Annotated in this window: 17 protein-coding genes; 5 read left to right on the forward strand and 12 right to left on the reverse strand. The window is 75.4% G+C overall.

Annotated features, from left to right (window positions below):
* Positions 1–30 precede the first annotated feature (30 nt).
* From ACFVNO_RS20140 to ACFVNO_RS20175, 8 genes are all read right to left on the reverse strand, one after another.
* A complete protein-coding gene (locus ACFVNO_RS20140; protein WP_378894593.1) occupies positions 31–1,044 on the reverse strand; it encodes an ABC transporter substrate-binding protein in 1,014 nt (337 codons plus the stop codon).
* On the reverse strand, positions 1,041–1,823 hold the full coding sequence (locus ACFVNO_RS20145) for an ABC transporter ATP-binding protein (protein ID WP_355259486.1): 783 nt from the start codon (positions 1,821–1,823) through the stop codon (positions 1,041–1,043). Before ACFVNO_RS20145 ends, ACFVNO_RS20140 begins: the two co-directional genes overlap by 4 nt.
* Positions 1,823–2,938 (reverse strand): FecCD family ABC transporter permease, encoded by a 1,116-nt coding sequence (locus ACFVNO_RS20150; protein ID WP_378894597.1) that lies wholly within the window; start codon positions 2,936–2,938, stop codon positions 1,823–1,825. Before ACFVNO_RS20150 ends, ACFVNO_RS20145 begins: the two co-directional genes overlap by 1 nt.
* 176 nt (positions 2,939–3,114) lie before the next feature.
* Positions 3,115–3,420 carry a 30S ribosomal protein S14 gene (gene rpsN, locus ACFVNO_RS20155; RefSeq protein ID WP_220561468.1) on the reverse strand — a complete coding sequence of 102 codons (306 nt, stop codon included), beginning with the start codon at positions 3,418–3,420 and terminating at the stop codon, positions 3,115–3,117.
* Positions 3,420–3,656, reverse strand: coding sequence for a 50S ribosomal protein L28 (rpmB, locus tag ACFVNO_RS20160; RefSeq protein WP_220561467.1), 237 nt, complete (start codon positions 3,654–3,656; stop codon positions 3,420–3,422). Before rpmB ends, rpsN begins: the two co-directional genes overlap by 1 nt.
* 17 nt (positions 3,657–3,673) lie before the next feature.
* Positions 3,674–3,919 carry a 30S ribosomal protein S18 gene (gene rpsR / locus ACFVNO_RS20165; RefSeq protein WP_355259490.1) on the reverse strand — a complete coding sequence of 82 codons (246 nt, stop codon included), beginning with the start codon at positions 3,917–3,919 and terminating at the stop codon, positions 3,674–3,676.
* 11 nt (positions 3,920–3,930) lie between these two features.
* Positions 3,931–5,016 (reverse strand): GTP-binding protein, encoded by a 1,086-nt coding sequence (locus ACFVNO_RS20170; protein ID WP_355259493.1) that lies wholly within the window; start codon positions 5,014–5,016, stop codon positions 3,931–3,933.
* 242 nt (positions 5,017–5,258) lie between these two features.
* Positions 5,259–6,539 (reverse strand): MFS transporter, encoded by a 1,281-nt coding sequence (locus tag ACFVNO_RS20175; protein WP_355259496.1) that lies wholly within the window; start codon positions 6,537–6,539, stop codon positions 5,259–5,261.
* A gap of 298 nt (positions 6,540–6,837) precedes the next feature.
* On the opposite strand from ACFVNO_RS20175, the gene ACFVNO_RS20180 reads away from it, so the two are divergent.
* Genes ACFVNO_RS20180 through ACFVNO_RS20195 form a run of 4 tightly spaced genes read left to right on the forward strand, consistent with a single transcriptional unit; the run spans position 6,838 to position 10,305 of the window.
* The gene (locus ACFVNO_RS20180; protein WP_355259499.1) at positions 6,838–7,563 is read left to right on the forward strand and encodes a methyltransferase; all 726 of its coding nucleotides are present in this window, start codon (positions 6,838–6,840) and stop codon (positions 7,561–7,563) included.
* Positions 7,560–8,369, forward strand: a complete 810-nt coding sequence (locus ACFVNO_RS20185; protein ID WP_355259502.1) for a Rossmann-like domain-containing protein — start codon at positions 7,560–7,562, stop codon at positions 8,367–8,369. Before ACFVNO_RS20180 ends, ACFVNO_RS20185 begins: the two co-directional genes overlap by 4 nt.
* Positions 8,366–9,328 (forward strand): GHMP kinase, encoded by a 963-nt coding sequence (locus tag ACFVNO_RS20190; protein WP_220561462.1) that lies wholly within the window; start codon positions 8,366–8,368, stop codon positions 9,326–9,328. Before ACFVNO_RS20185 ends, ACFVNO_RS20190 begins: the two co-directional genes overlap by 4 nt.
* The gene (locus tag ACFVNO_RS20195; protein WP_378894607.1) at positions 9,286–10,305 is read left to right on the forward strand and encodes a pyridoxal-phosphate dependent enzyme; all 1,020 of its coding nucleotides are present in this window, start codon (positions 9,286–9,288) and stop codon (positions 10,303–10,305) included. The genes ACFVNO_RS20190 and ACFVNO_RS20195 overlap by 43 nt, the downstream gene beginning before the upstream one ends.
* Positions 10,306–10,672: 367 nt before the next feature.
* Here the strand turns inward: ACFVNO_RS20195 and ACFVNO_RS20200 are convergent, their stop codons facing one another.
* The 4 genes from ACFVNO_RS20200 to ACFVNO_RS20215 form a co-directional block, all read right to left on the reverse strand.
* Entirely contained in the window at positions 10,673–14,047 is a 3,375-nt protein-coding gene (locus tag ACFVNO_RS20200; protein WP_220561460.1) for a pyruvate carboxylase, read from the reverse strand.
* Positions 14,048–14,273: 226 nt separating this feature from the next.
* Positions 14,274–15,686 carry an FG-GAP repeat domain-containing protein gene (locus ACFVNO_RS20205; protein ID WP_378894611.1) on the reverse strand — a complete coding sequence of 471 codons (1,413 nt, stop codon included), beginning with the start codon at positions 15,684–15,686 and terminating at the stop codon, positions 14,274–14,276.
* 62 nt (positions 15,687–15,748) lie between these two features.
* The gene (locus tag ACFVNO_RS20210) at positions 15,749–16,669 is read right to left on the reverse strand and encodes a ketopantoate reductase family protein (protein WP_378894614.1); all 921 of its coding nucleotides are present in this window, start codon (positions 16,667–16,669) and stop codon (positions 15,749–15,751) included.
* Between the two features lie 129 nt (positions 16,670–16,798).
* Positions 16,799–18,079, reverse strand: coding sequence for a serine hydrolase domain-containing protein (locus ACFVNO_RS20215; RefSeq protein ID WP_355259515.1), 1,281 nt, complete (start codon positions 18,077–18,079; stop codon positions 16,799–16,801).
* Positions 18,080–18,346: 267 nt separating this feature from the next.
* Here ACFVNO_RS20215 and ACFVNO_RS20220 point away from each other — a divergent pair, with 267 nt between their 5' ends.
* Positions 18,347–18,991 (forward strand): VOC family protein, encoded by a 645-nt coding sequence (locus ACFVNO_RS20220; RefSeq protein WP_378894617.1) that lies wholly within the window; start codon positions 18,347–18,349, stop codon positions 18,989–18,991.
* The last annotated feature ends 75 nt before the right edge of the window (positions 18,992–19,066 follow it).

Here is a 19,066-nt window from a genome sequence, read left to right on the forward strand (position 1 = left end):
GCGGGGGTGCGGGGAGGGCGCCGGGTCCGGTCAGGCGGTGTGCTCGCGCAGGTACTCGGCGAACTTCTCCAGGCCGTCGATGTTGCGCGGCCCGGAGATGCCCTCGTTGTAGTCCAGGACGAAGAAGTTCTCCTCCGCGACGGCCGGGACGTCGGACAGCGCGGGCAGTTCCTTCAGGAACGCGATCTTGTCCTCGGCGGGCTGGTCGCCGTAGTCCAGGATGATGACCACCTCGGGCCGCGCCTCCACGACGGCCTCCCAGCCGACCTGGGTCCAGCGCTCGTCCAGGTCGCCGAAGACGTTCTCCCCGCCCGCGAAGCGGATGATGTCGTTGGGCGGGACCTGGGACCCGGCGGTGAACGCCTGGTCGGTGCCCGAGTCGTAGAGGAACACCGGCACCGGGTCGCCCTGGGGTGCCTGCTCCTGGACCGCCTCGACCCGGGCCCGGTAGTCGGCGACCAGCTCCGCCGCCCGGTCCTCCACGCCGAAGATGGCCCCGAGCCGCTCCAGGTCGGTGTACAGCCCCTCGAACGGGGTGACCCGTTCGGGGAAGCCGGGGTAGTTGAAGCACGACTCGGTGTGCATGAAGCTCTGGATGCCGAGCCCGTCCAGGATCTCCGGGGTGATCCCGCGCTGGTCGCTGAACCCGGAGTTCCACCCGGCGACCACGAAGTCGGCCTCGGCGTCCACGACCAGCTCGCGGTTGAGCAGGTCGTCGCTGAGGAACTCGACCCGCGCGTACTCGTCGGCCCAGGGCGACTCGGTGACCGGCGGGTTGGCCGGGGGCATCACGTAGCCGTGCACGTGGTCGGTCAGGCCCAGGGCGAACATCTTGTCGGCGCTGCCGCCCTCGTAGACCACGGCGCGCTGCGGGGTGGTGTACTCGACCTCCTCGCCGCAGCGGTTCACGGTGGCGGTCTCGGGCGCCGCGCCCGCCTGCGCGGGGTCCTCTTCGACCCGGGCGCCGCAGCCGGTGGCGGCCAGGGCCGCCAGGGCCAGGGACACGGCGGCCAGCGGCCGCAGGGGGAGGGGAGGGTGGTTCACGGGGTGCCTTCCTGATGGGTGAGCCGGTAGAGGAGCTGGGGCGCGCCGGTCAGCGGGTGGGGGACCACGGTCGCCTCCACGCCGAACACCTCGCGCACCAGGTCGGGGGTGAGCACCTCGGAGGGGGCGCCGGCGGCCACCAGCCGTCCCCCGCTCAGGACGCCGATCCGGTCGCAGGCCGCCGCGGCCAGGTTGAGGTCGTGCAGGACGACCAGGGTGGTGGCGCCGACCTCGCGCAGCAGGGACAGGAGGTGGATCTGGTGGCGCACGTCCAGGTGGTTGGTGGGCTCGTCGAGCACGAGCACCCGGGGCTCCTGCACCAGGGCGCGGGCCATCAGGACGCGCTGGCGCTCGCCGCCGGACAGGGTCAGCACGCCCCGGTGGGCGAGGTGGGCGATGTCCATGGCGTCCATGGCGTTCGCACACAGCTCCCGTTCGCGGGCGGTGAGCGGCCCGTTGCCGTTCTGGTGCGGGACCCGGCCCAGGGCCACGACCTCGGCGACGGTGAAGTCGAGGTCGCTGCCGTTCTCCTGGGTCAGGGCGGCGACCCGGCGGGCGCCCTCGCGGGGCTTGAGCGAGGCCAGGTCGTCGCCGCCGACGCGGACGGTGCCGCCGGTGGGGCGCAGCGCCCTGTAGACGCAGCGCAGCGCGGTGGACTTGCCCGAGCCGTTGGGGCCGACCAGGCCGATCACGGAGCCGTCGGGGACGTCCAGGGACAGGGAGTGCACGAGGGTGGCGCCGTCGATGGCGACGGTGAGGCCGTCCAGGCTCAACCGCATCAGCGGCCTCCGAACAGGTAGCCGCGGCGGCGCATGAGGACGAGGAACACCGGGACGCCGATGAGGGCGGTGAGCACGCCCAGCGGGAGCTCGCGGGGCGCGGCGACGGTGCGCGAGACGAGGTCCACCCAGACCATGAGGACCGCCCCCGCCAGCGGGGCGACGGTGAGGACGCGCCGGTGGGCGGCGCCGACGAGGATGCGCACGACGTGCGGGACCACCAGGCCCACGAACCCGATGGCGCCGCTGACGGCGACCATCGCCCCGGTCATCAGGGCGGTGACCAGGAACAGGACGCGGCGCAGCCGGTCGGTGTCCACGCCCAGGCTGGCGGCGGTCTCGTCGCCCAGGGCGGTGGCGTCCAGGCGGCGGGCCAGGGAGTGCAGGACGGCCAGTCCGGCCAGGACCAGGACGGCGACCACGGGCAGGGAGCCCCAGGTGGCGGCGCCGAACCCGCCCATGGTCCAGAACAGGACGGTGGAGGTGGCCTCGTTGCCGGGGACGAGGTAGACGATGACGCTCATGACGGCCTGGAATCCGAAGGAGAGGGCGACGCCGGTCAGGACCAGGCGCAGCGGGGTGATCCCGGCCGCGGTGCGGGCGATGAGGTGCACCAGCAGGGTGGCGGCCAGCGCTCCGGCGAACGCCCCGGCCGAGACGGCGTAGGGGCCCAGAGCGGCCAGGGCGCCGAGCACGCCGACGGTGACCGCGCCGACGGAGGCGCCGGAGGAGACGCCGAGGATGTAGGGGTCGGCGAGGGGGTTGCGGACCAGGGCCTGGACGGCGACGCCGACGGCGCCCAGGCCGGCGCCGACGAGGGCGGCCAGCAGGACGCGCGGGGTGCGGATGTTCCAGATGATCTGGTAGCGGGTGACCTCGTCGGGGGTGATGGTGCCGCCGGTGAGGGCGGCCCACAGGTAGCGGGCGGTCTCGGCGGGCGGGACCAGGGCGGTGCCCAGGCCGATGGCGGGCAGGGTGGACGCGGCCAGGAGCAGGGCCAGGACGGCGGCGGCGGTGGCGGTGCCGGCGGGGGTGGTGAGCCAGCGCGGGCCGGCGGGGTGTGCGGGTGCCGTGGGCGGTGGTGCGGTCAGCGGGGGTGCTGGGGTCGGGGACACCCGTGCTCCTGGAGGGTCGGGGCGCGGTCGCGCCACGTTATGGAAATGACAACGGTTGTCATAGTAGAGGGCGTACGTCCCCGGTGGGAGGGGGACGCGGGAACACGGTCCGGTGGGCGCCCCCGCCGCGAGGAGGAGGAGCGGACGGGGGCGCCCGGACCGCGGGGCGGCGGAGGCTACCAGCTGGACTTGGTCACGCCGGGCAGTTCGCCGCGGTGGGCCATCTCGCGGAAGCGGATGCGGGAGAGGCCGAACCTGCGCAGGTGGCCGCGGGGGCGGCCGTCGACGGAGTCGCGGTTGCGCACGCGGGTGGCGCTGGCGTCGCGCGGCTGGCGGCGCAGTTCGGCCGCGGCGGCGGCGCGGGTGTCCTCGTCGGTGTGCGGGCTCTTGATGAGGCGCTTGAGTTCGGCGCGGCGCTCGGCGTAGCGGGCGACGACGGCCCTGCGCTGCTCGTTGCGGGCGATCTTGCTCTTCTTGGCCATCAGACCTTCTCCCCCCGGGCGCGGATGTCGGCGACCACGCGCTCGATGCCCCGGGCGTCGATGACCTTCATGCCCTTGGTGCTCACCCTGAGCTTGACGAACCGCTGCTCGCTGGGAAGCCAGTACCGCTTGGTCTGGATGTTGGGGTCGAAGCGGCGCTTGGTGCGCCGGTGGGAGTGGGAGATCGTGTGGCCGAAGGCGGGCGCCTTGCCGGTGACCTGGCAGATACGGGACATGGTGGACTCCTTCGGGGTCAGCGGGCGGACTGCGGTCCGGGGTAGGGGAGCAGGGCCATCTCGCGGGCGTTCTTGACCGCGGCGGCGATGAGCCGCTGCTGGCGGGCGGTGACCCGGGTGACGCGGCGGCTGCGGATCTTGCCCTTCTCGGAGATGAACCGGCGCAGCAGGTCGACGTCCTTGTAGTCGACGTAGTCCAGGTCGCCCAGCGGGTTGGCGAACTTGCGGGGTGCCCTCTTCTTGTCGGGGCGGCGGTCGGCCACGGGGTGTCCTCTCAGTTCTCGGCGGCGGCGAACGGGTCGTCGGCGAAGGCGGTCTCGTCGTCGGTGGTCAGGCAGGAGTCGAGCAGGGCGGTGAGCCGGCCGGCGTCCAGGTCCACGCCGGTGAACGCCAGGTGCTGGCCCCGGTCGCCCACCGCCGGGTCCCAGTCCAGGAGGGCGGCGGTGCGCCGGGCCTCGGGCACCATCTCCAGGGCGGCCTCGGGCAGTGCCGCCAGCCAGGGGCCCGCGGCGGCCACGGTGGCCAGGTCGCGGTGGGAGTCCCACACCAGGACGGTGTCGGGGCGGCTGCCCAGCCACAGGCGGCCGCGGCCGCGCAGGGTCATCGACACCAGGTCGTCCATGGCCTCGTGCAGACGGGCGGGGTGCAGCGGTCGGCGCCGCGACCACACCACGGTGCTCACCCGCCCGGTGGTGCGGCCGCAGTGGTGGGCGCCCAGCGGGTCGCAGCGGTTGTGCGCGGCGGCGGTGTCGAACCGGCCCGCGGTGAGGGCGGAGGTGTCGTCGGGGTCCAGGACGGCGGCGGCCGGGTTGAGGTGCTCGACCAGGGCGCGGGCCTCGGCCAGGTGGCGGCGGCCGTGCAGGGCGATCGCGGTGGGGTACTCGATCTGGGCGGTGAGCACCTCGCTGACGGCGCGCTCGTCGTTCTCGGCGATGTCCAGGCCGCGGTCGACGAGGTCGTCGTGGCAGGCCAGGTCGGGCAGCAGCCGGTCGGCGTCCACGGCGGTGACGACGGCGGTGAGGGTCAGCTCGGGCTGCGCGGCCACGGCCTCGGAGACCGTGCGGGGTTCGACGCCGTCCCAGGCGTCCACCACGCACAGGTCGTACTCGCCGATGGCGGCCGTGGCCAGCAGGAAGGGGACGAGGTCCTCGCGCAGGGTGCACGAGGCGCAGGCGTGGACCAGGTGGACGGGGTCGCGGCCGAGCTCGCCGCGGTGGTCGCGGGTGACCCGGGTGACGGCTCCCTCGCCGATCTCCGACAGGTCGTGGTGGACCACGAGGGTGCGGGGCAGGCCCAGGGCCGCCTCGACGGCGCGCTCGCGCGCACGGCGGTGCAGGCCGGTGATCACGGCCACGCGCATGGTCGCCTCCTCTCATTGAAAATGAAAACCGTTTTCAAAACATACACGACACCGCCCGGGGCCGTGACCTCGGGGGCGCGAGCCGCCTCCCGCCCGGCCGCCCGGGGCGCCGACGCGCCCGCGGCCGGGCCCGCTCCTCGGCGTGCGACGGGCCTCCGAGAGGCGCGTTCGCGCGGGTGTGCCCGGAGGTCGGCGGGCGCGCCGACCCCGGGCGTTCGTGCGGGCACGGCCCGGCGGGCGGGTCAGCCTGTGGCGGGTTCGGCGGCGGGGTCCGCGGTGCTCCGGGCCGGGGCGGGGCGGGGCGAGGAGAAGGTGCGCCCGCCCGGGGCCAGCGCCGCCAGGGCCGGGGCGGTCGCGCAGGCCAGGGCGCAGGCGACCAGGACCGGGCCGGCGCCCCAGGCGGCGGCCGCCGGGCCGATCAGCGCCAGGCCCACCGGGGCCAGCCCGTAGGAGAACAGGAAGTCCAGGGAGGACACCCGGGCCAGCTTGTCCGGGGCGACCTCGCGCTGCACGGCCGTGAACCAGGGCACGTTGAACAGCTCGATGCCCACCCCCACCACCGCGTACGCGGCCATGACCACGACCGGGCCCACCGGGGCGACCAGGCTCAGCGGGGCCAGGGCGTACAGGCCCAGGCCCGCCAGGGCCGTCCACCCCTGGGCGCGGGGCTTGAAGCGGGACACGATGACCGCGCCCAGCAGCGCGCCGGCGGTGTAGGCGGTCAGCGCCCCGGCCAGGACGGCCTCGCTGCCGTAGTGGTCGCGGCCGGCCACCGGCAGCAGGACGCCGGTGGCGGAGTAGCCGGTGGCGATGACGACGGTGAGCGCGCCCAGCCCGGCCAGGAACCAGGGGTGGCGGCGGGCCTCGGCCAGGCCGTCCAGGAACTCGGTGTGGAAGGGCGCGCGGGCGCGGGCGGGCGGGGCGGAGGCGCCGCGGGCGGGGGCCAGGGCGGCGACCAGCCACAGCACGGCGGTGCCCAGCAGCAGCACCCACAGCCCGGTGACCAGCGCCAGCAGGGCGGTCAGCCCCGGGGCCACCAGGGTGCTGACCCGGGTGGAGAACGTCAGGGCGGCGTTGGCCTGCTGCCGGTGGTGCTCGGGGACGACCTCGGCGGTCAGCGCCTGGAAGGCGGGGCGGCAGGCGCCCTGGCCGGCGCCCACCACGGTGGCGGCCGCCGCCATGAGGGCGGTGGAGGAGCCCATCCCCAGGACGATGACGGGGGTGGCCAGGGCGGCGGCCAGCCCCGACCAGAGCACGACCGCGCGCCGGGAGTACCGGTCGGCGAGCAGGCCGCCCGCCGGGACGGCCGCCAGGAAGCCCGCGGTGCGCAGGGCCAGGACCAGGCCCAGGTCGATGGCGGTGAGGGAGCCGTCCAGGACGGCCAGGCCCAGGATGAAGGGGAGCGCCCAGGTCGCCAGCCCCGAGGCCGTGGTGGCGCTCCACAGGCGCCAGAAGGCGGGGTCGCGCAGCGGGCCGCCCGGGCGGGCGGCGGGTTCGGTGTTCGGCGCCGTTGTCGAGGACACGCGGTGGTTCTCACTCTCCGGAAGGCGGTGATGGCTGCTCGTCCACTGTAGTGAAAACGATTATCAGTAGCGACCTTGTCGGGGACATCTGCTCCCGCGGCGGGCCTGCGGCGGCTCCGGTGGGCCGGAAGTGGCCCGCTTTCGCGGGGGGAGAAGTGGGAATGTCCGTTCCGGGCGCGGCACCCCGCGCCGGTGGGTGCGGGGCGGATCACGTTCCGTGTTCTCACGATTCGATGACAACGATTTTCATTTCCTCTATAGTGCCGCTCAGGACGACCCCCTTCCCGAAAGGAACCGCGTGGACCGTTCGCTCATCGCCACGCTGCCGCCCCCGCTCCCGGCCGCGCAGATCATCGACCTCAACCGGCCCCGCGCCGACCTGGCCACCCACCGGACCCACGAGTGGAACGGGTGGGCCCTGGACGTTCCCCCCGGTGTCTTCCTGCCCGGCGCCACCAGCCGCATGATCCACCAGAGGATCCTGGAGGACGCCATCGACGTGCGCGGCCGCCGCTACGCCGCCATGGGCTGCGGCCTGGGCGTGGAGGCCGCCGTGGCCGCCCTGCGCGGCGCCCGCGCCGTCCACGCCCTGGACGTGCACCCCGCCAGCGTCGCCGCCGCCGAGGCCGTGTACCGGACCGTCGTGGGCGACACCGCGCCCGGCACGGAGTTCACCGCCCTGGTGTCCGACCAGTTCTCCGCCGTGCCCCCCGGCACCGTGTTCGACGTCGTCACCTTCAACCCGCCCGCCGTCAGCCAGGTGGTGAGCACCGACCCCGACGTGGTGCGCAACGTGTGCGTGGGCGCGCCGGTGACCGACGCGTTCTTCACCCAGATCGCCGAACGCGGCCTGCTCGCCCCGGGCGGGGAGGTCCACCTCATCGTCTCCAACACCGCCGACCTGCGCGCCATCATCGGACGCGCCGCCGACCTGGGGTTCACCGCCGAGGTCGCCCACCTGCACGACTGGGAGGACGGCGTGCTCACCTACCTGTTCCGCCTGACCCGGGAAGGGAACGCGTGAAGACCCTCAGCGACCTGTTCGAGGCGGCCCGCACCTCCCCGGCCCCGCTGCCGGTGGCCACCAGCGTGTTCTGGGTCCACCACGGCACCCGCCTGGCCGGGGGCGACGTCACCTACCTCAACCGGTACGTGCTGGTCCGGGTCGGCCCCGCCTTCGGCGCCTGCGCCTTCGAGGACGGCGAACTCGACCCGGCGGTGTGCGCCGAGGCGTCCGGGCGGCCCCTGGGCGAGCTGCTCGCCGACGACCTCCCGCAGCCGCTGCGCCTGGCGGCCCTGGACGCCCACCTGGCCGCGGCCCTGCCCCACCACCGCGACCCGCGCGCCGAGGCCGTCACCCTGCCCGAGGGCACCCCCGAGCAGCGCGCCGTCGCCCGCGACGCCGCCATCGCCGGGCTGCTGCCCGACCCCGAGGGCCGCCGGATCGGGCTGATCGGGGTGGTCGACCCGCTGGTGGCCGCCATCCGCGAACGGGGCGGCGAGTGCCTACCCTGCGACCTCAACCTGCGCCGCACCCGGTGGGGGGACGAGGTCGCCCCGTCCATGGACGGGGTGCTGGAGGAGGCCGACGCCGTGGTCGCCACCGGCATGACCCTGGGCAACGGCAGCTTCGACACCATCCTCGCGCGCTGCCGCGAGCGCGGGATCCCGCTGGTGGTGTACGCCCAGAGCGGTGCCGCCGCCGCCCGCGCCCTGCTCGGCGAGGGGGTCACCGCCCTGTCCGCCGAACCCTTCCCGTTCTCCCAGTTCAGCGCGGTCCCCACCGCCCTGTACCGGTACCGCGCCGACGGGGCGGGGGCCGGTTCGTGACCACCGGCACCGGCCGCGCCGCCTGCCACCACGGAGAGATCGTCCAGGGGGTGTTCCTGGACCGGGGCGGCCGCCCCCGCCGGGGCCTGGTCACCCTGCCCATGGCCGACCCCGTCACCGAGGCGGTGTTCACCCCCCGGCCCGGCACCCCCGCGCACCGCATGAGGGTGTACCCGCCGGGCCGGGTCAAGGCGGCCCGCGCCGCCGCCCTGGCCGCCGCCGAGTGCGCGGCCCGCCGCGCCCGGGTGTGCGGGGGGACGCTGCGGCTGCGCGGCGGCGCCCCCACCGGGCTGGGCCTGGGCTCCTCCACCAGCGACGTCACCGCGGCGGTGCGCGCGGTGTGCGCCGCGTTCGGGGTGGACCCCGCCCCCGCCACCGTGGCCCGGATCGCCGTCGCCGCCGAGGGGGCCAGCGACCCCATCATGTGGGAGGGAGGCCGGGCGCTGCTGTTCGCCCAGCGCGAGGGCCGGGTCCTGGAGGACCTGGGCGCCCCGCTGCCGCCCCTGGTCGTGGTGGGCTGCCTCACCGGCGGGGGCGCACCGGTGAACACCCTGGGCCTGCGCGCCCGGGTGGACCGGGGCGAGGCCGCGGTCCACGAGCGCCTGCGCGCCGCCCTGCGCGCGGCGGTGGCGGCCCAGGACGCCGCCGAGGTGGGGCGGATCAGCACCGAGAGCGCCGTCCTGAACCAACGGGTTCTGCCCAAGCCGGAACTGGGGACGCTCAAGGGCGTCGCCCGCCTGTGCGGGGCGGTCGGCGTCCAGGTCGCGCACAGCGGCAACGTCGCCGGTGTGCTCTTCGACGCCCGAGCCGACGACCTGGGGGCCCGGATCGACACCGCCCTGGAACGGTTGCGCGGGGCGGGCCTCGTCCCCACCCGGGTCTTTCCCACCAGCCCCCCGACCCCTGGAGAGACGACGTGGACGACCACGTGTGCGAGACCCTTGGCAGACCGGACCTGATCGACCTCGGCGGCGGGCTGGTGTGCCTGCGGTTCGAATCCATGAAGGTGGCCTCGGCCGCGGCGGCCGTGCGCCACCTGCTCGACACCGGGGTCGTGCGCCCCGGCGACACCCTGATGGACAGCTCCAGCGGTATCTACGCCTACGGCCTGGCCCTGGCCTGCCACCGGTACGGGCTGCGCTGCCACATCGTGGGGTCCACCACCATCGACCGGACCACCCGGGTGCAGCTGGAGATCCTGGGCGCCACCCTGGAGCAGGTGCCGCCCTCCGACGACCTGCGGTTCGACCAGAGCCGGCGGGTCGCCCGGGTGCGGGAGCTGCTGGCCGAGCACCCCGACTACCACTGGATGCGCCAGTACCACGACTCGGTGCACTACCTGGGGTACCGGGCGGTGGCCGACCAGATAGCCAAGGAGCTGGACCCCGCCCCGCTGACGGTGGTCGGCGGGGTGGGGTCGGGCGCCTCCACCGGGGCGCTGGCGACGTTCCTGCGCGAGCGGGCGCCCGACACCGAGCTGGTGGGGGTGCAGCCCTTCGGCAGCGTCACCTTCGGCGGGGAGGCGGTGCGCGACAAGGAGATCATCATCGCGGGGATCGGCAGCTCCATCCCCTTCGGGAACGTGGACCACACCCTGTACGACGTCGTGCACTGGGTGGGGTTCGACGCCGCCCTGGCCGGGAGCGTGGCGCTGCTGCGCGAGCACGCGGTGTTCGCCGGGCTGTCCAGCGGGGCCGCGCACCTGGTGGCCCGCTGGGAGGCGCGGCGGGCGCCGGAGCGGCGGGTGGTGTTCGTGGCCGCCGACACCGGGCACCGGTACGTGGAGTCGGTGTTCGCCCGCCACGGCGAGGCGCCGGACGTGAGCACACTGGAGCCGGTGGCCGTCCGCGACACCGCCGGGCTGACGGCGCCCTGGTCGCGTATGGAGTGGGGACGGGCGCCCGCCCCGGCCCGCGCCGTGCACGCCGAGGAGTGAACGGCCCCGCCCGCGGCCGGGGCCGGACCGCGCCCGGCCGCGGGCGGCCGCCGCACCCGCGTGCGGCCGGCGGTGGGTCCGGGGATGCGCGCACCGTCGCGAGTCAAGGTCCGGGCAACGGAAATCTGTTCGGATTTTGCTTTGAAAAGCGGAGATGGTTGTAAGATTTGTTGGAGGCAACGGATTCGGTTGCCGGGTGAGGGGGCTCCATCAGGTTGGGGAACGGCGCCGCGCGCGTCCTCCCCGGGCGGGGCCGGACGGTGTCTCCTCACCACACAGGCCCCCTCCCCCTCTCCTCTGTTCTCTCTTCCGTCCCCGGACACGGGTGCGCCCCCGCCGCGACGCGGCGGGGGCGCACCGCCGGGCGCTACTCCAGGACGGCCAGGAGGTCGCCGCCGTCCACGCGCTGGACGCGGTCGACCGCCACCCGCGCGACGGTGCCCGCCACCGGCGCGGTGATCGCCGCCTCCATCTTCATCGCCTCGATCGTGGCGACCGTGGCACCGGCCTCGACCGCCTCACCGGCGCCCACCACCAGCGTCACCACGCCCGCGAAGGGCGCCGCCACGTGCCCGGGCACGTTCTTGTCGGCCTTCTCGGCGGCGCGCACCGCCGAGGCCAGCGACCGGTCCTGGATCTGCAGCGGCCGCAGCTGGTCGTTGAGCCGGGCCAGCACGGTGCGCACCCCGCGCTCGTCCGGCTCGCCAACCGCCTCCAGCTCGATGAGCAGCCGCACCCCCGGGTCCAGGTCCACCGTGCACTCCCGGCCCTGGCGCAGGCCGTAGAAGAAGTCGGCACTGGAGACCACGCTCGTGTCGCCGTAGGCCGAACGGTGCTTCTGGAACTCCTCCGTCGGCCCCGGGAACAGCAGCCGGTTCAGCGTGGCGCGCCGGTCCTTCTCCAGGCCCTCGCGCTGCTCCTCGTCCAGTTCCACCACCGGGCGGGCCGCCGGCCGCCCCTGGAGGGCGCGGGTGCGGAACGGCTCGGGCCAGCCGCCCGGGGGCACCCCCAGCTCGCCGCGGAGGAACCCTACCACCGAGTCGGGGATGTCGAACCGGGACGGGTCGGCCTCGAAGTCGGCCGGGGACACCCCCGCACCGACCAGGTGCAGCGCCAGGTCGCCCACCACCTTGGAGGAGGGGGTGACCTTGACCAGCCGGCCCAGCATCCGGTCGGCGGCGGCGTACATCGCCTCGATCTCCTCGAAGTGGTCGCCCAGCCCCAGCGAGATCGCCTGGGTCCGCAGGTTGGACAGCTGGCCGCCGGGGATCTCGTGGTCGTACACCCGGCCGGTCGGCGAGGACAGGCCCGCCTCGAACGGGGCGTAGACGCGCCGTACCGCCTCCCAGTACGGCTCCAGGTCGCCCGCGGCCGCCAGGCTCAGCCCGGTGCTCCTGTCGGTGTGGTCGAAGGCCGCGATGATCGCCGACAGCGACGGCTGGGAGGTGGTCCCGGCCATGGACGCCACCGCGCCGTCCACGGCGTCGGCGCCCGCGTCCACGGCGGCCAGGTAGGCGGCCAGCTGGCCGCCCGCGGTGTCGTGGGTGTGGACGTGCACCGGCAGGTCGAACTCCCGGCGCAGCGCCGCCACCAGAGTGGCCGCCGCCGGGGGCCGCAGCAGGCCCGCCATGTCCTTGACCGCCAGGATGTGCGCTCCGGCCTCCACCGTCTTCTCGGCCAGGCGCAGGTAGTAGTCGAGGGTGTACAGCTCCTCGGCCGGATCCGACAGGTCGCCGGTGTAGCACAGGGCGACCTCGGCGACGGAGGTGCCGGTGGCGCGGACCGCTTCGATGGCCGGGCGCATCTGCTCCACGTCGTTCAGGGCGTCGAAGATCCGGAAGATGTCGACGCCGGTGGCGGCGGCCTCCTCCACGAACGCCGCGGTGACCTCGGTGGGGTAGGGGGTGTAGCCGACGGTGTTGCGCCCGCGCAGCAGCATCTGGAGGCAGATGTTGGGGACGGCCTCGCGCAGCGCGGCCAGCCGCTCCCAGGGGTCCTCGGCCAGGAACCGCAGCGCCACGTCGTAGGTGGCACCGCCCCACGCCTCCAGGGACAGCAGCTCGGGCAGGGTGCGCGCCACCACCGGGGCGACCGCCAGCAGGTCCTTGGTGCGCACCCGGGTGGCCAGCAGCGACTGGTGGGCGTCGCGGAAGGTGGTGTCGGTGACCGCGACGCGCGGCGACTCGCGCAGCCACCGGGCGAACCCCTCCGGGCCCAGGTCGGCCAGCCTCTGCCGCGACCCGGCGGGCGGCGACCCGGCCGGGAGCTCCGGCAGCTTCACCGACGGGTCGATGAGGTGCGGGCGCTCCCCGTGCGGCTTGTTGACGGTGACGTCGGCCAGGTAGGTGAGCAGCCGGGTGCCGCGGTCGGCGGAGGGCCGCGCCGTCAGCAGGTGCGGGCGCTCCTCGATGAAGGACGTGGTGACCCGGCCCGCCTGGAAGTCCGGGTCGTCCAGCACCGCCTGGAGGAACGGGATGTTCGTGGCCACGCTGCGGATGCGGAACTCCGCCACCGCCCGGCGGGCCCGGTTGACGGCGGTGGTCAGGTCCCGGCCCCGGCAGGTGAGCTTGACCAGCAGCGAGTCGAAGTGCGGGCTGATCTCGGTGCCGGCCGCCGCGGTGCCGCCGTCCAGGCGGATGCCCGAGCCGCCGGGGGAGCGGTAGGCGCTGATGATGCCGGTGTCGGGGCGGAACCCGTTGGCGGGGTCCTCGGTGGTGATGCGGCACTGGAGCGCGGCCCCGCGCACCACGATGGTGTCCTGGGAGATGCCCAGGTCGGCGAGGGTCTCGCCGGAGGCGATGCGCATCTGGGACTGCACCAGGTCGATGTCGGTGACCTCCTCGGTCACCGTGTGCTCGACCTGGATGCGCGGGTTCATCTCGATGAACACGTGGGAGCCGTCCGCGCCCACCAGGAACTCCACGGTCCCGGCGTTGCGGTAGCCGATGCGCCGGGCGAACCGGACGGCGTCGTCGCAGATCCGCGCGCGCAGCTCCGGGTCCAGGCCCGGCGCGGGGGCCAGCTCGATCACCTTCTGGTGGCGGCGCTGGAGGGAGCAGTCCCGCTCGTACAGGTGCACCACGTTCCCCTCGCCGTCGGCGAGGATCTGCACCTCGATGTGGCGCGGGTCGACGACCGCCTTCTCCAGGAACACGGTGGGGTCGCCGAACGCCGACTCGGCCTCGCGCATGGCCGCGGCCAGGGCCTCGGGCAGCCGGTCGGGGCGGTCCACCCGGCGCATGCCGCGGCCGCCGCCCCCGGCGACCGCCTTGACGAACAGCGGGAACCCGATCTCCGCGGCGGCCCCGACCAGGGCGTCGGCGTCGGCGGAGGGGGCGGAGGAGGCCAGGACCGGCACGCCCGCCTCGCGGGCGGCGGCCACCGCGGTGGCCTTGTTGCCGGTCAGCTCCAGGACGTCGGCGGGCGGGCCCACGAACGTGATCCCGGCCTCGGCGCAGGCGCGGGCCAGCTGCGGGTTCTCCGACAGGAACCCGTACCCGGGGTAGACGGCGTCGGCCCCGGACTCGCGGGCCGCGCGGACGATCTCGTCGACGGAAAGGTAGGCGCGGACCGGGTGGCCCGGTTCACCGATCTGGTAGGCCTCGTCGGCCTTGAGCCGGTGCAGTGAGTTGCGGTCCTCATGGGGGAAGACCGCGATGGTCCGGGCGCCCAGTTCGTAGGCGGCGCGCAGGGCCCGGATGGCGATCTCGCCCCGGTTGGCCACAAGCACTGTACGGAACATGGTGTCCTTCTGGTCGGTGGGAACGGCACGGGCCGCATCGCGCGTGCGCCACCGGCCCCGTCGACGGTGGGCGCATCCCGTGTACGCCCCGCACGTTTGCAGGGGTAACCTAACCGGCGCGGTCCCCGGGGCCGGCGACCGGCCCCCGGCGGCGGGGCGGGGGCGCGGTGCGTTCCCAGGGTCCTGCCCGCCGCGGGGCCCGGCCGAACCCCGCCGCGGCGCGGGGTCAGTCCCCGAACGCCGCGCTGTCGAAGGAGGCCAGGTCCTCGCGTCCGTCGGTGACCCACCAGCGGGCCGGGGAGGGCGTCCGGGGCCCGGGCGAGTAGGAGAGCAGGAGTTCGTCGGAGCCGTTCGCGTCGTGGTCGGCGCAGCCCTCCAGGCCCGCCACGCGTTCGGTCCCGGAGCCGCCGGCCAGCGGGCCCTCCTCGGGGCCCGAGCGCACCAGGGGCGGGGTGTCGGCGATCCGCAGGGCCCCGTCGGCCCAGTGCACGGTGTCGACCCCGTGCCCGGCGCGGCCCACGGCGGCCTCCCGGGTGCCGTCGCCGTCGGTGTCGCACAGGGCCAGGGCCCGGGTGCCGCCGTAGGCGGCGGTCGCCTCCCCGGGCAGGTCGAGGCCGACCGGGTCGCCCGGGTCCGCGGTGAGGGGGCCGGGGTAGAGGTTGAGGCGGTGGTGGACCTCAGGGGGCTCGGTCTCGTACCCGGGCTCGTTGTTGCGGTTGCCGTCGTCGCCCACGACGAGGTCGGCGGCGCCGTCCCCGTCCAGGTCCCCGAAGGCGGCCATGGACCCGCCCACCGTGTCGGCCTGCGCCCAGCCGGACGGGTCGCCGGGGCCGGTCAGGAGCAGGGTGTTGCTCGTCTGCTCGCCGTCGCTGGAGTGCTGCACCAGCAGCGGGGAGCCGCCGGTTCCGGCGGGGTCGGCGGGGCCGGCGACCAGGGAGCCGATCCAGGACGGGAAGGGGCGCGAGCCGGTGCGGGCCGGGGCCCCGTCCGGGCCGATCGGGCCGTACAGCACGGTGATCTCCTCCTGCCCGCCGGTGCCGTCCTCGCGGACCAGCGCCAGGTCGGCCGCCCCGTCGGCGTCGAAGTCGCCGACCGCGGCCGGGGGCCACCCCGACGGTGACCTCCCGTCCTCGGGCAGGGCCAGCGGGACCGGGTCGGCGCCGGGCCCGGTGGGGCCGCCCCGGTACACCGCGTGCACCGCGGGGCCGTCCTCCCCCTCCGGGTGGTGGACCAGGGGGATGTCGGCGAACCCGTCCCCGTCCAGGTCGGCGGCCTCCCCGCGGGTGCCGTCGCCGCCGGTGCCGGGAACGGCCACCGCGCGGACCGGCCCCGGGTCCAGCACGGTCCGCGTGGCGGGGTCCAGGCCCCGGGCGGAGCCGTACACGACGATGACGCGGTCGGCCGTGTCGGTCAGCCTCTCGGTGTCCATGCCGGCGGCGAAGACCAGGTCGGGGTACCCGTCGCCGTTGACGTCCCCGGCCGTCCGCGACCCGGTGCCCTCGGGGACGGGGGCCGACGGGTGGTCGCGCACCTGCTCCGCCCCCTCCCCCCGGTCGCCGTCGGCGGCGGGGCCGCTCCCGCAGGCGGTCGCGAGCAGGGCGCACAGCAGCAGGGGGAGGGGGCGGTGGCGGCGGGGCATGGGACTCCGATCGAGGGGGCGTGCGGGGAGGATACCCGCCGCCCCGCCGGACACACGGCGGTTCAGGCGCGCCCGGCCTCGTACACACGCAGGTGCAGGTCGGCCAGCGCGAACATCGGCGTGGGCACGCCCAGGGCGCGGCCGCGCGCCACCAGGTCGCCGATGATGTGGTCGGCCTCCACCGGGTTGCCGTGGGTGAGGTCCCAGTACAGGGAGGTGGTGGTCCCGGCGGTGGTGTCGCCCAGCATCCGGTCGGCGCGCTCGCGCACCTTCGGCCGGACCGGGTACCCGGACGCGGCGGCGACGGCGGCGGCCTCCTCGAACACGGCCCGGGAGAACTCCCGGCCGCCCTCGGCGGAGTTGATGCGGCCGATGGGGCCGCGCATCAGGCAGTTGCAGGCGCCCATGCTCGCCAGGAACACCCACTTGTCCCACAGCTCCTGCACCGCGTCCTCGGCGGCGGTCGCGGAGAACGTCCCGGTGTCCAGGGCGGCGTGCACCGCGTCCAGGGGGACGACGGGGGTGTCGGAGACCGGGCCGTAGATGAGCTGGGCCATCCGGCCGACCTCGACGATCTCGCCGTTCTCGCCCAGGCGGGTCTGCACCATGGCCACTCCGCCGTACACGCGGTCGGCGCCGAACCGGTCGATGAGGGCGTCCATGTGCCGCATGCCGTTGAGGAAGGGCAGCACGGCGGTGCCGGGGCCCACGGCGGGGGCGATGTCCTTGAGCGCCGCGTCGAACCCGTAGGACTTCACGGCCAGGACCACCAGGTCGTAGTCGGGGGCGAGGGTGTCGGCGGTGACCGCGGTGACGGGGACCGTCTCCACGGAGCCGTCCAGGTCGCGCACCCGCAGGCCGTGCTCGTTCAGGAGGTCGGCCCGGGCCGGGCGGACCAGGAAGTCGACGTCCCGGCCCGCCTGGACCAGGCGGGCCCCGAAGTAGCCGCCGACGGCGCCCGCGCCCACGACAAGGATTCTCACTGTTGCTCCCATGGAGTGGTTCGTTGAACATCGAACAACGTAGGGCCATGGGATGGCTCGCGGCAAGGCCGGGGCGGGTCCCGCCGTCCCGCGCGGGCGGGGCCGGGGCGGCCCCGCCCGCGCCGCCGGTCAGAAGTAGCGGGGGGTGAGGTCCTCGGACGGCCAGGTGCCGACCGCGTTGACCGCCGACCACAGCTTGGGGTCGATCTCGCCCCAGTTCAGCCCGTCGCCCTCGCCGCGCCGGTTGAACAGCGCCGCGATCGTGTACCCGTTGGACCGGGCCAGGAACGTGTACGTGCCGGGCATGCTGCCGAAGTGCCAGGTGTTGCGCCCGTTCGCGGTCGGCCGCACGTACCAGCCCAGCCCGTAGTGGGTGGCCCCGCCGCCGGTCTCCGGGACCGCCATCACCTCGTCGATGGACGCGGGGGTCAGCACCCCGGCCGCGCCGGGGGTGTCGTAGACGGTGCAGTACCGCACGAGGTCGACGGCGGAGGCCACCCACCCGCCGTTGCCCAGCTGGTTCTCCAGGTTGAACCCGCCGTAGGGGGTGGGGACCTTCGCGCCGGAGGCGTCCAGGACGGTGGTCGCGGTGTACTTCGACTCGTAGCGCACCTCGCCCGCCTGGCCCTGCGCGAGCGAGCGCCCGGCGCGCATGCGCGCCACGTCCACCGGCCCCAGGACGTCCGAGACCGTGAAGTCCTCGAAGGTCGAGCCGGACACCGCGGCGATCACCCGCGACACCAGGAGGTAGCCGTAGTTGCTGTAGGAGTACGCCGTCCCCGGGGCGGCGTCGAGCGGGAGGCCGCTGACGTGGGCCACCACGTCCTCCTCCGAGAGCGGCAGACCGAACCCCGACTCGGCGGCCAGGGCGTGGTCGCGCCACAGGGGGTCCCCGGAGACGTCCCGGTTCCAGCCGCCGAGGTGCTGGAGGGCGCGCCGGACGGTGACCTGTCCCAGGCGGGGGTCCGCGGTCCGGCCCGGCAGCGGCGACAGGTCGACGAAGTCGCCGACCGGGGCGTCCAGGTCCAGGTCGCCGCGCTGGGCCAGGAGCATCGCGGCGGTCCCGGCGATGTTCTTGCTCAGGCTGGCGATGCGGAACACGTCGGTCTCCCGGGTGGTCGCCACCGCGGGGTCGGCCCAGGTGTAGCCGCGCGCCAGGGCGATCCTGCCCTGGCGGGACACGGCCAGCGACCCGGCGCTGATCCCGCGCGCCTGCATGTAGTCGCGCATGACGGTGTCGAAGTGCGCCATGGCGGGGACGTTCGGGCCCGAGGTGCGCCAGGTCCGCTCGGCGGCGTGCGCGGGCAGGGCGTCGGCGGCGAGGACCGCCGCGCCGAGCCCGGCGGCCAGGGCCAGGGCCCTGCGGCGGGAGGGGGCGGGGGCCTGCTGCTCGTGGGTGCCGTACGGCAAGGAGGGGCCTTTCAAAGAAGGTGGGGCTGCGGGGCCTTCTCTGGCGGGGGCACGGGGAGAAGCGGGGGAACCCGGAGAAGGTACCGACCCCGGCGCGCCGGGTCAACGCCGTTCCCCCGGGTCCGTGCGGCGGCGCCCCGGGACCGGGGGATACCGTGGCCGGGACCGTACCGGGCCCGGTCGTGGAGCGGCCGCTCCGCGGCCCGACCGCGCGCCCGCCGCGCCCGCCGCGGGGGCGGCCGGCCCCGACCGACCGAGGAGCAGTGAATGGGATTCCCGAAGGCGCTCGACCACCTGGTGTACGCGGTGCCCGACCTGGCGGAGGGGGTCGACGCGTTCGAGGAGCTGACCGGGGTGCGGCCGGCCCCGGGCGGGCGGCACCCGGTGGGGAGCGCGAACGCGCTGGTGGCGCTCACCGTGGGCGGCGAGCGGGCGCCGCACTACCTGGAGGTCATCGGGCCCGACCCCGAGCGGGCCGACCCGGGGCCGGTGCGGGTGTTCGGGCTGGCGTCGCTGGAGCGGCCGCACCTGGCCACGTTCGCGGTGGGGGTCGCGGACCTGGCCGCCGCGGTGGCGCGGGCCCGCGCCGCGGGCCACGACCCGGGCGACGCCGAGCCGTGGTCGCGGGCCACCCCGGACGGGCGCGAGCTGCGGTGGTCGCTGGCGAAGAAGGAGAGCGAGCGGTACCCGGAGCCGGTGCCGTTCCTCATCGACTGGGGCGGCACCCCGCAGCCGGGGCTGGGCGACCTGCCCGCGCTGGAGCTGGTGTCGCTGCGCGCCGAGCACCCGGACCCGGACGAGGCGGGCCGGGCACTGGCGGCGCTGGGCGTGGACCTGGACCTGGCACAGGGCCCGGAGCCCCTGTTGGAGGCCGTCCTGCGCGGCCCGAAGGGGGAGTTCGCCCTCCGGTGAACCGCGACCCGCTGTGAACGCGCACCCACCGGCGGTCTACGCTGTCCTCCCGCGTGCGGAATCGGGACACGAGGG

Origin of the sequence: Nocardiopsis sp. NPDC057823 (assembly GCF_042797335.1) — a bacterium.
GTDB lineage: Bacteria > Actinomycetota > Actinomycetes > Streptosporangiales > Streptosporangiaceae > Nocardiopsis > Nocardiopsis changdeensis.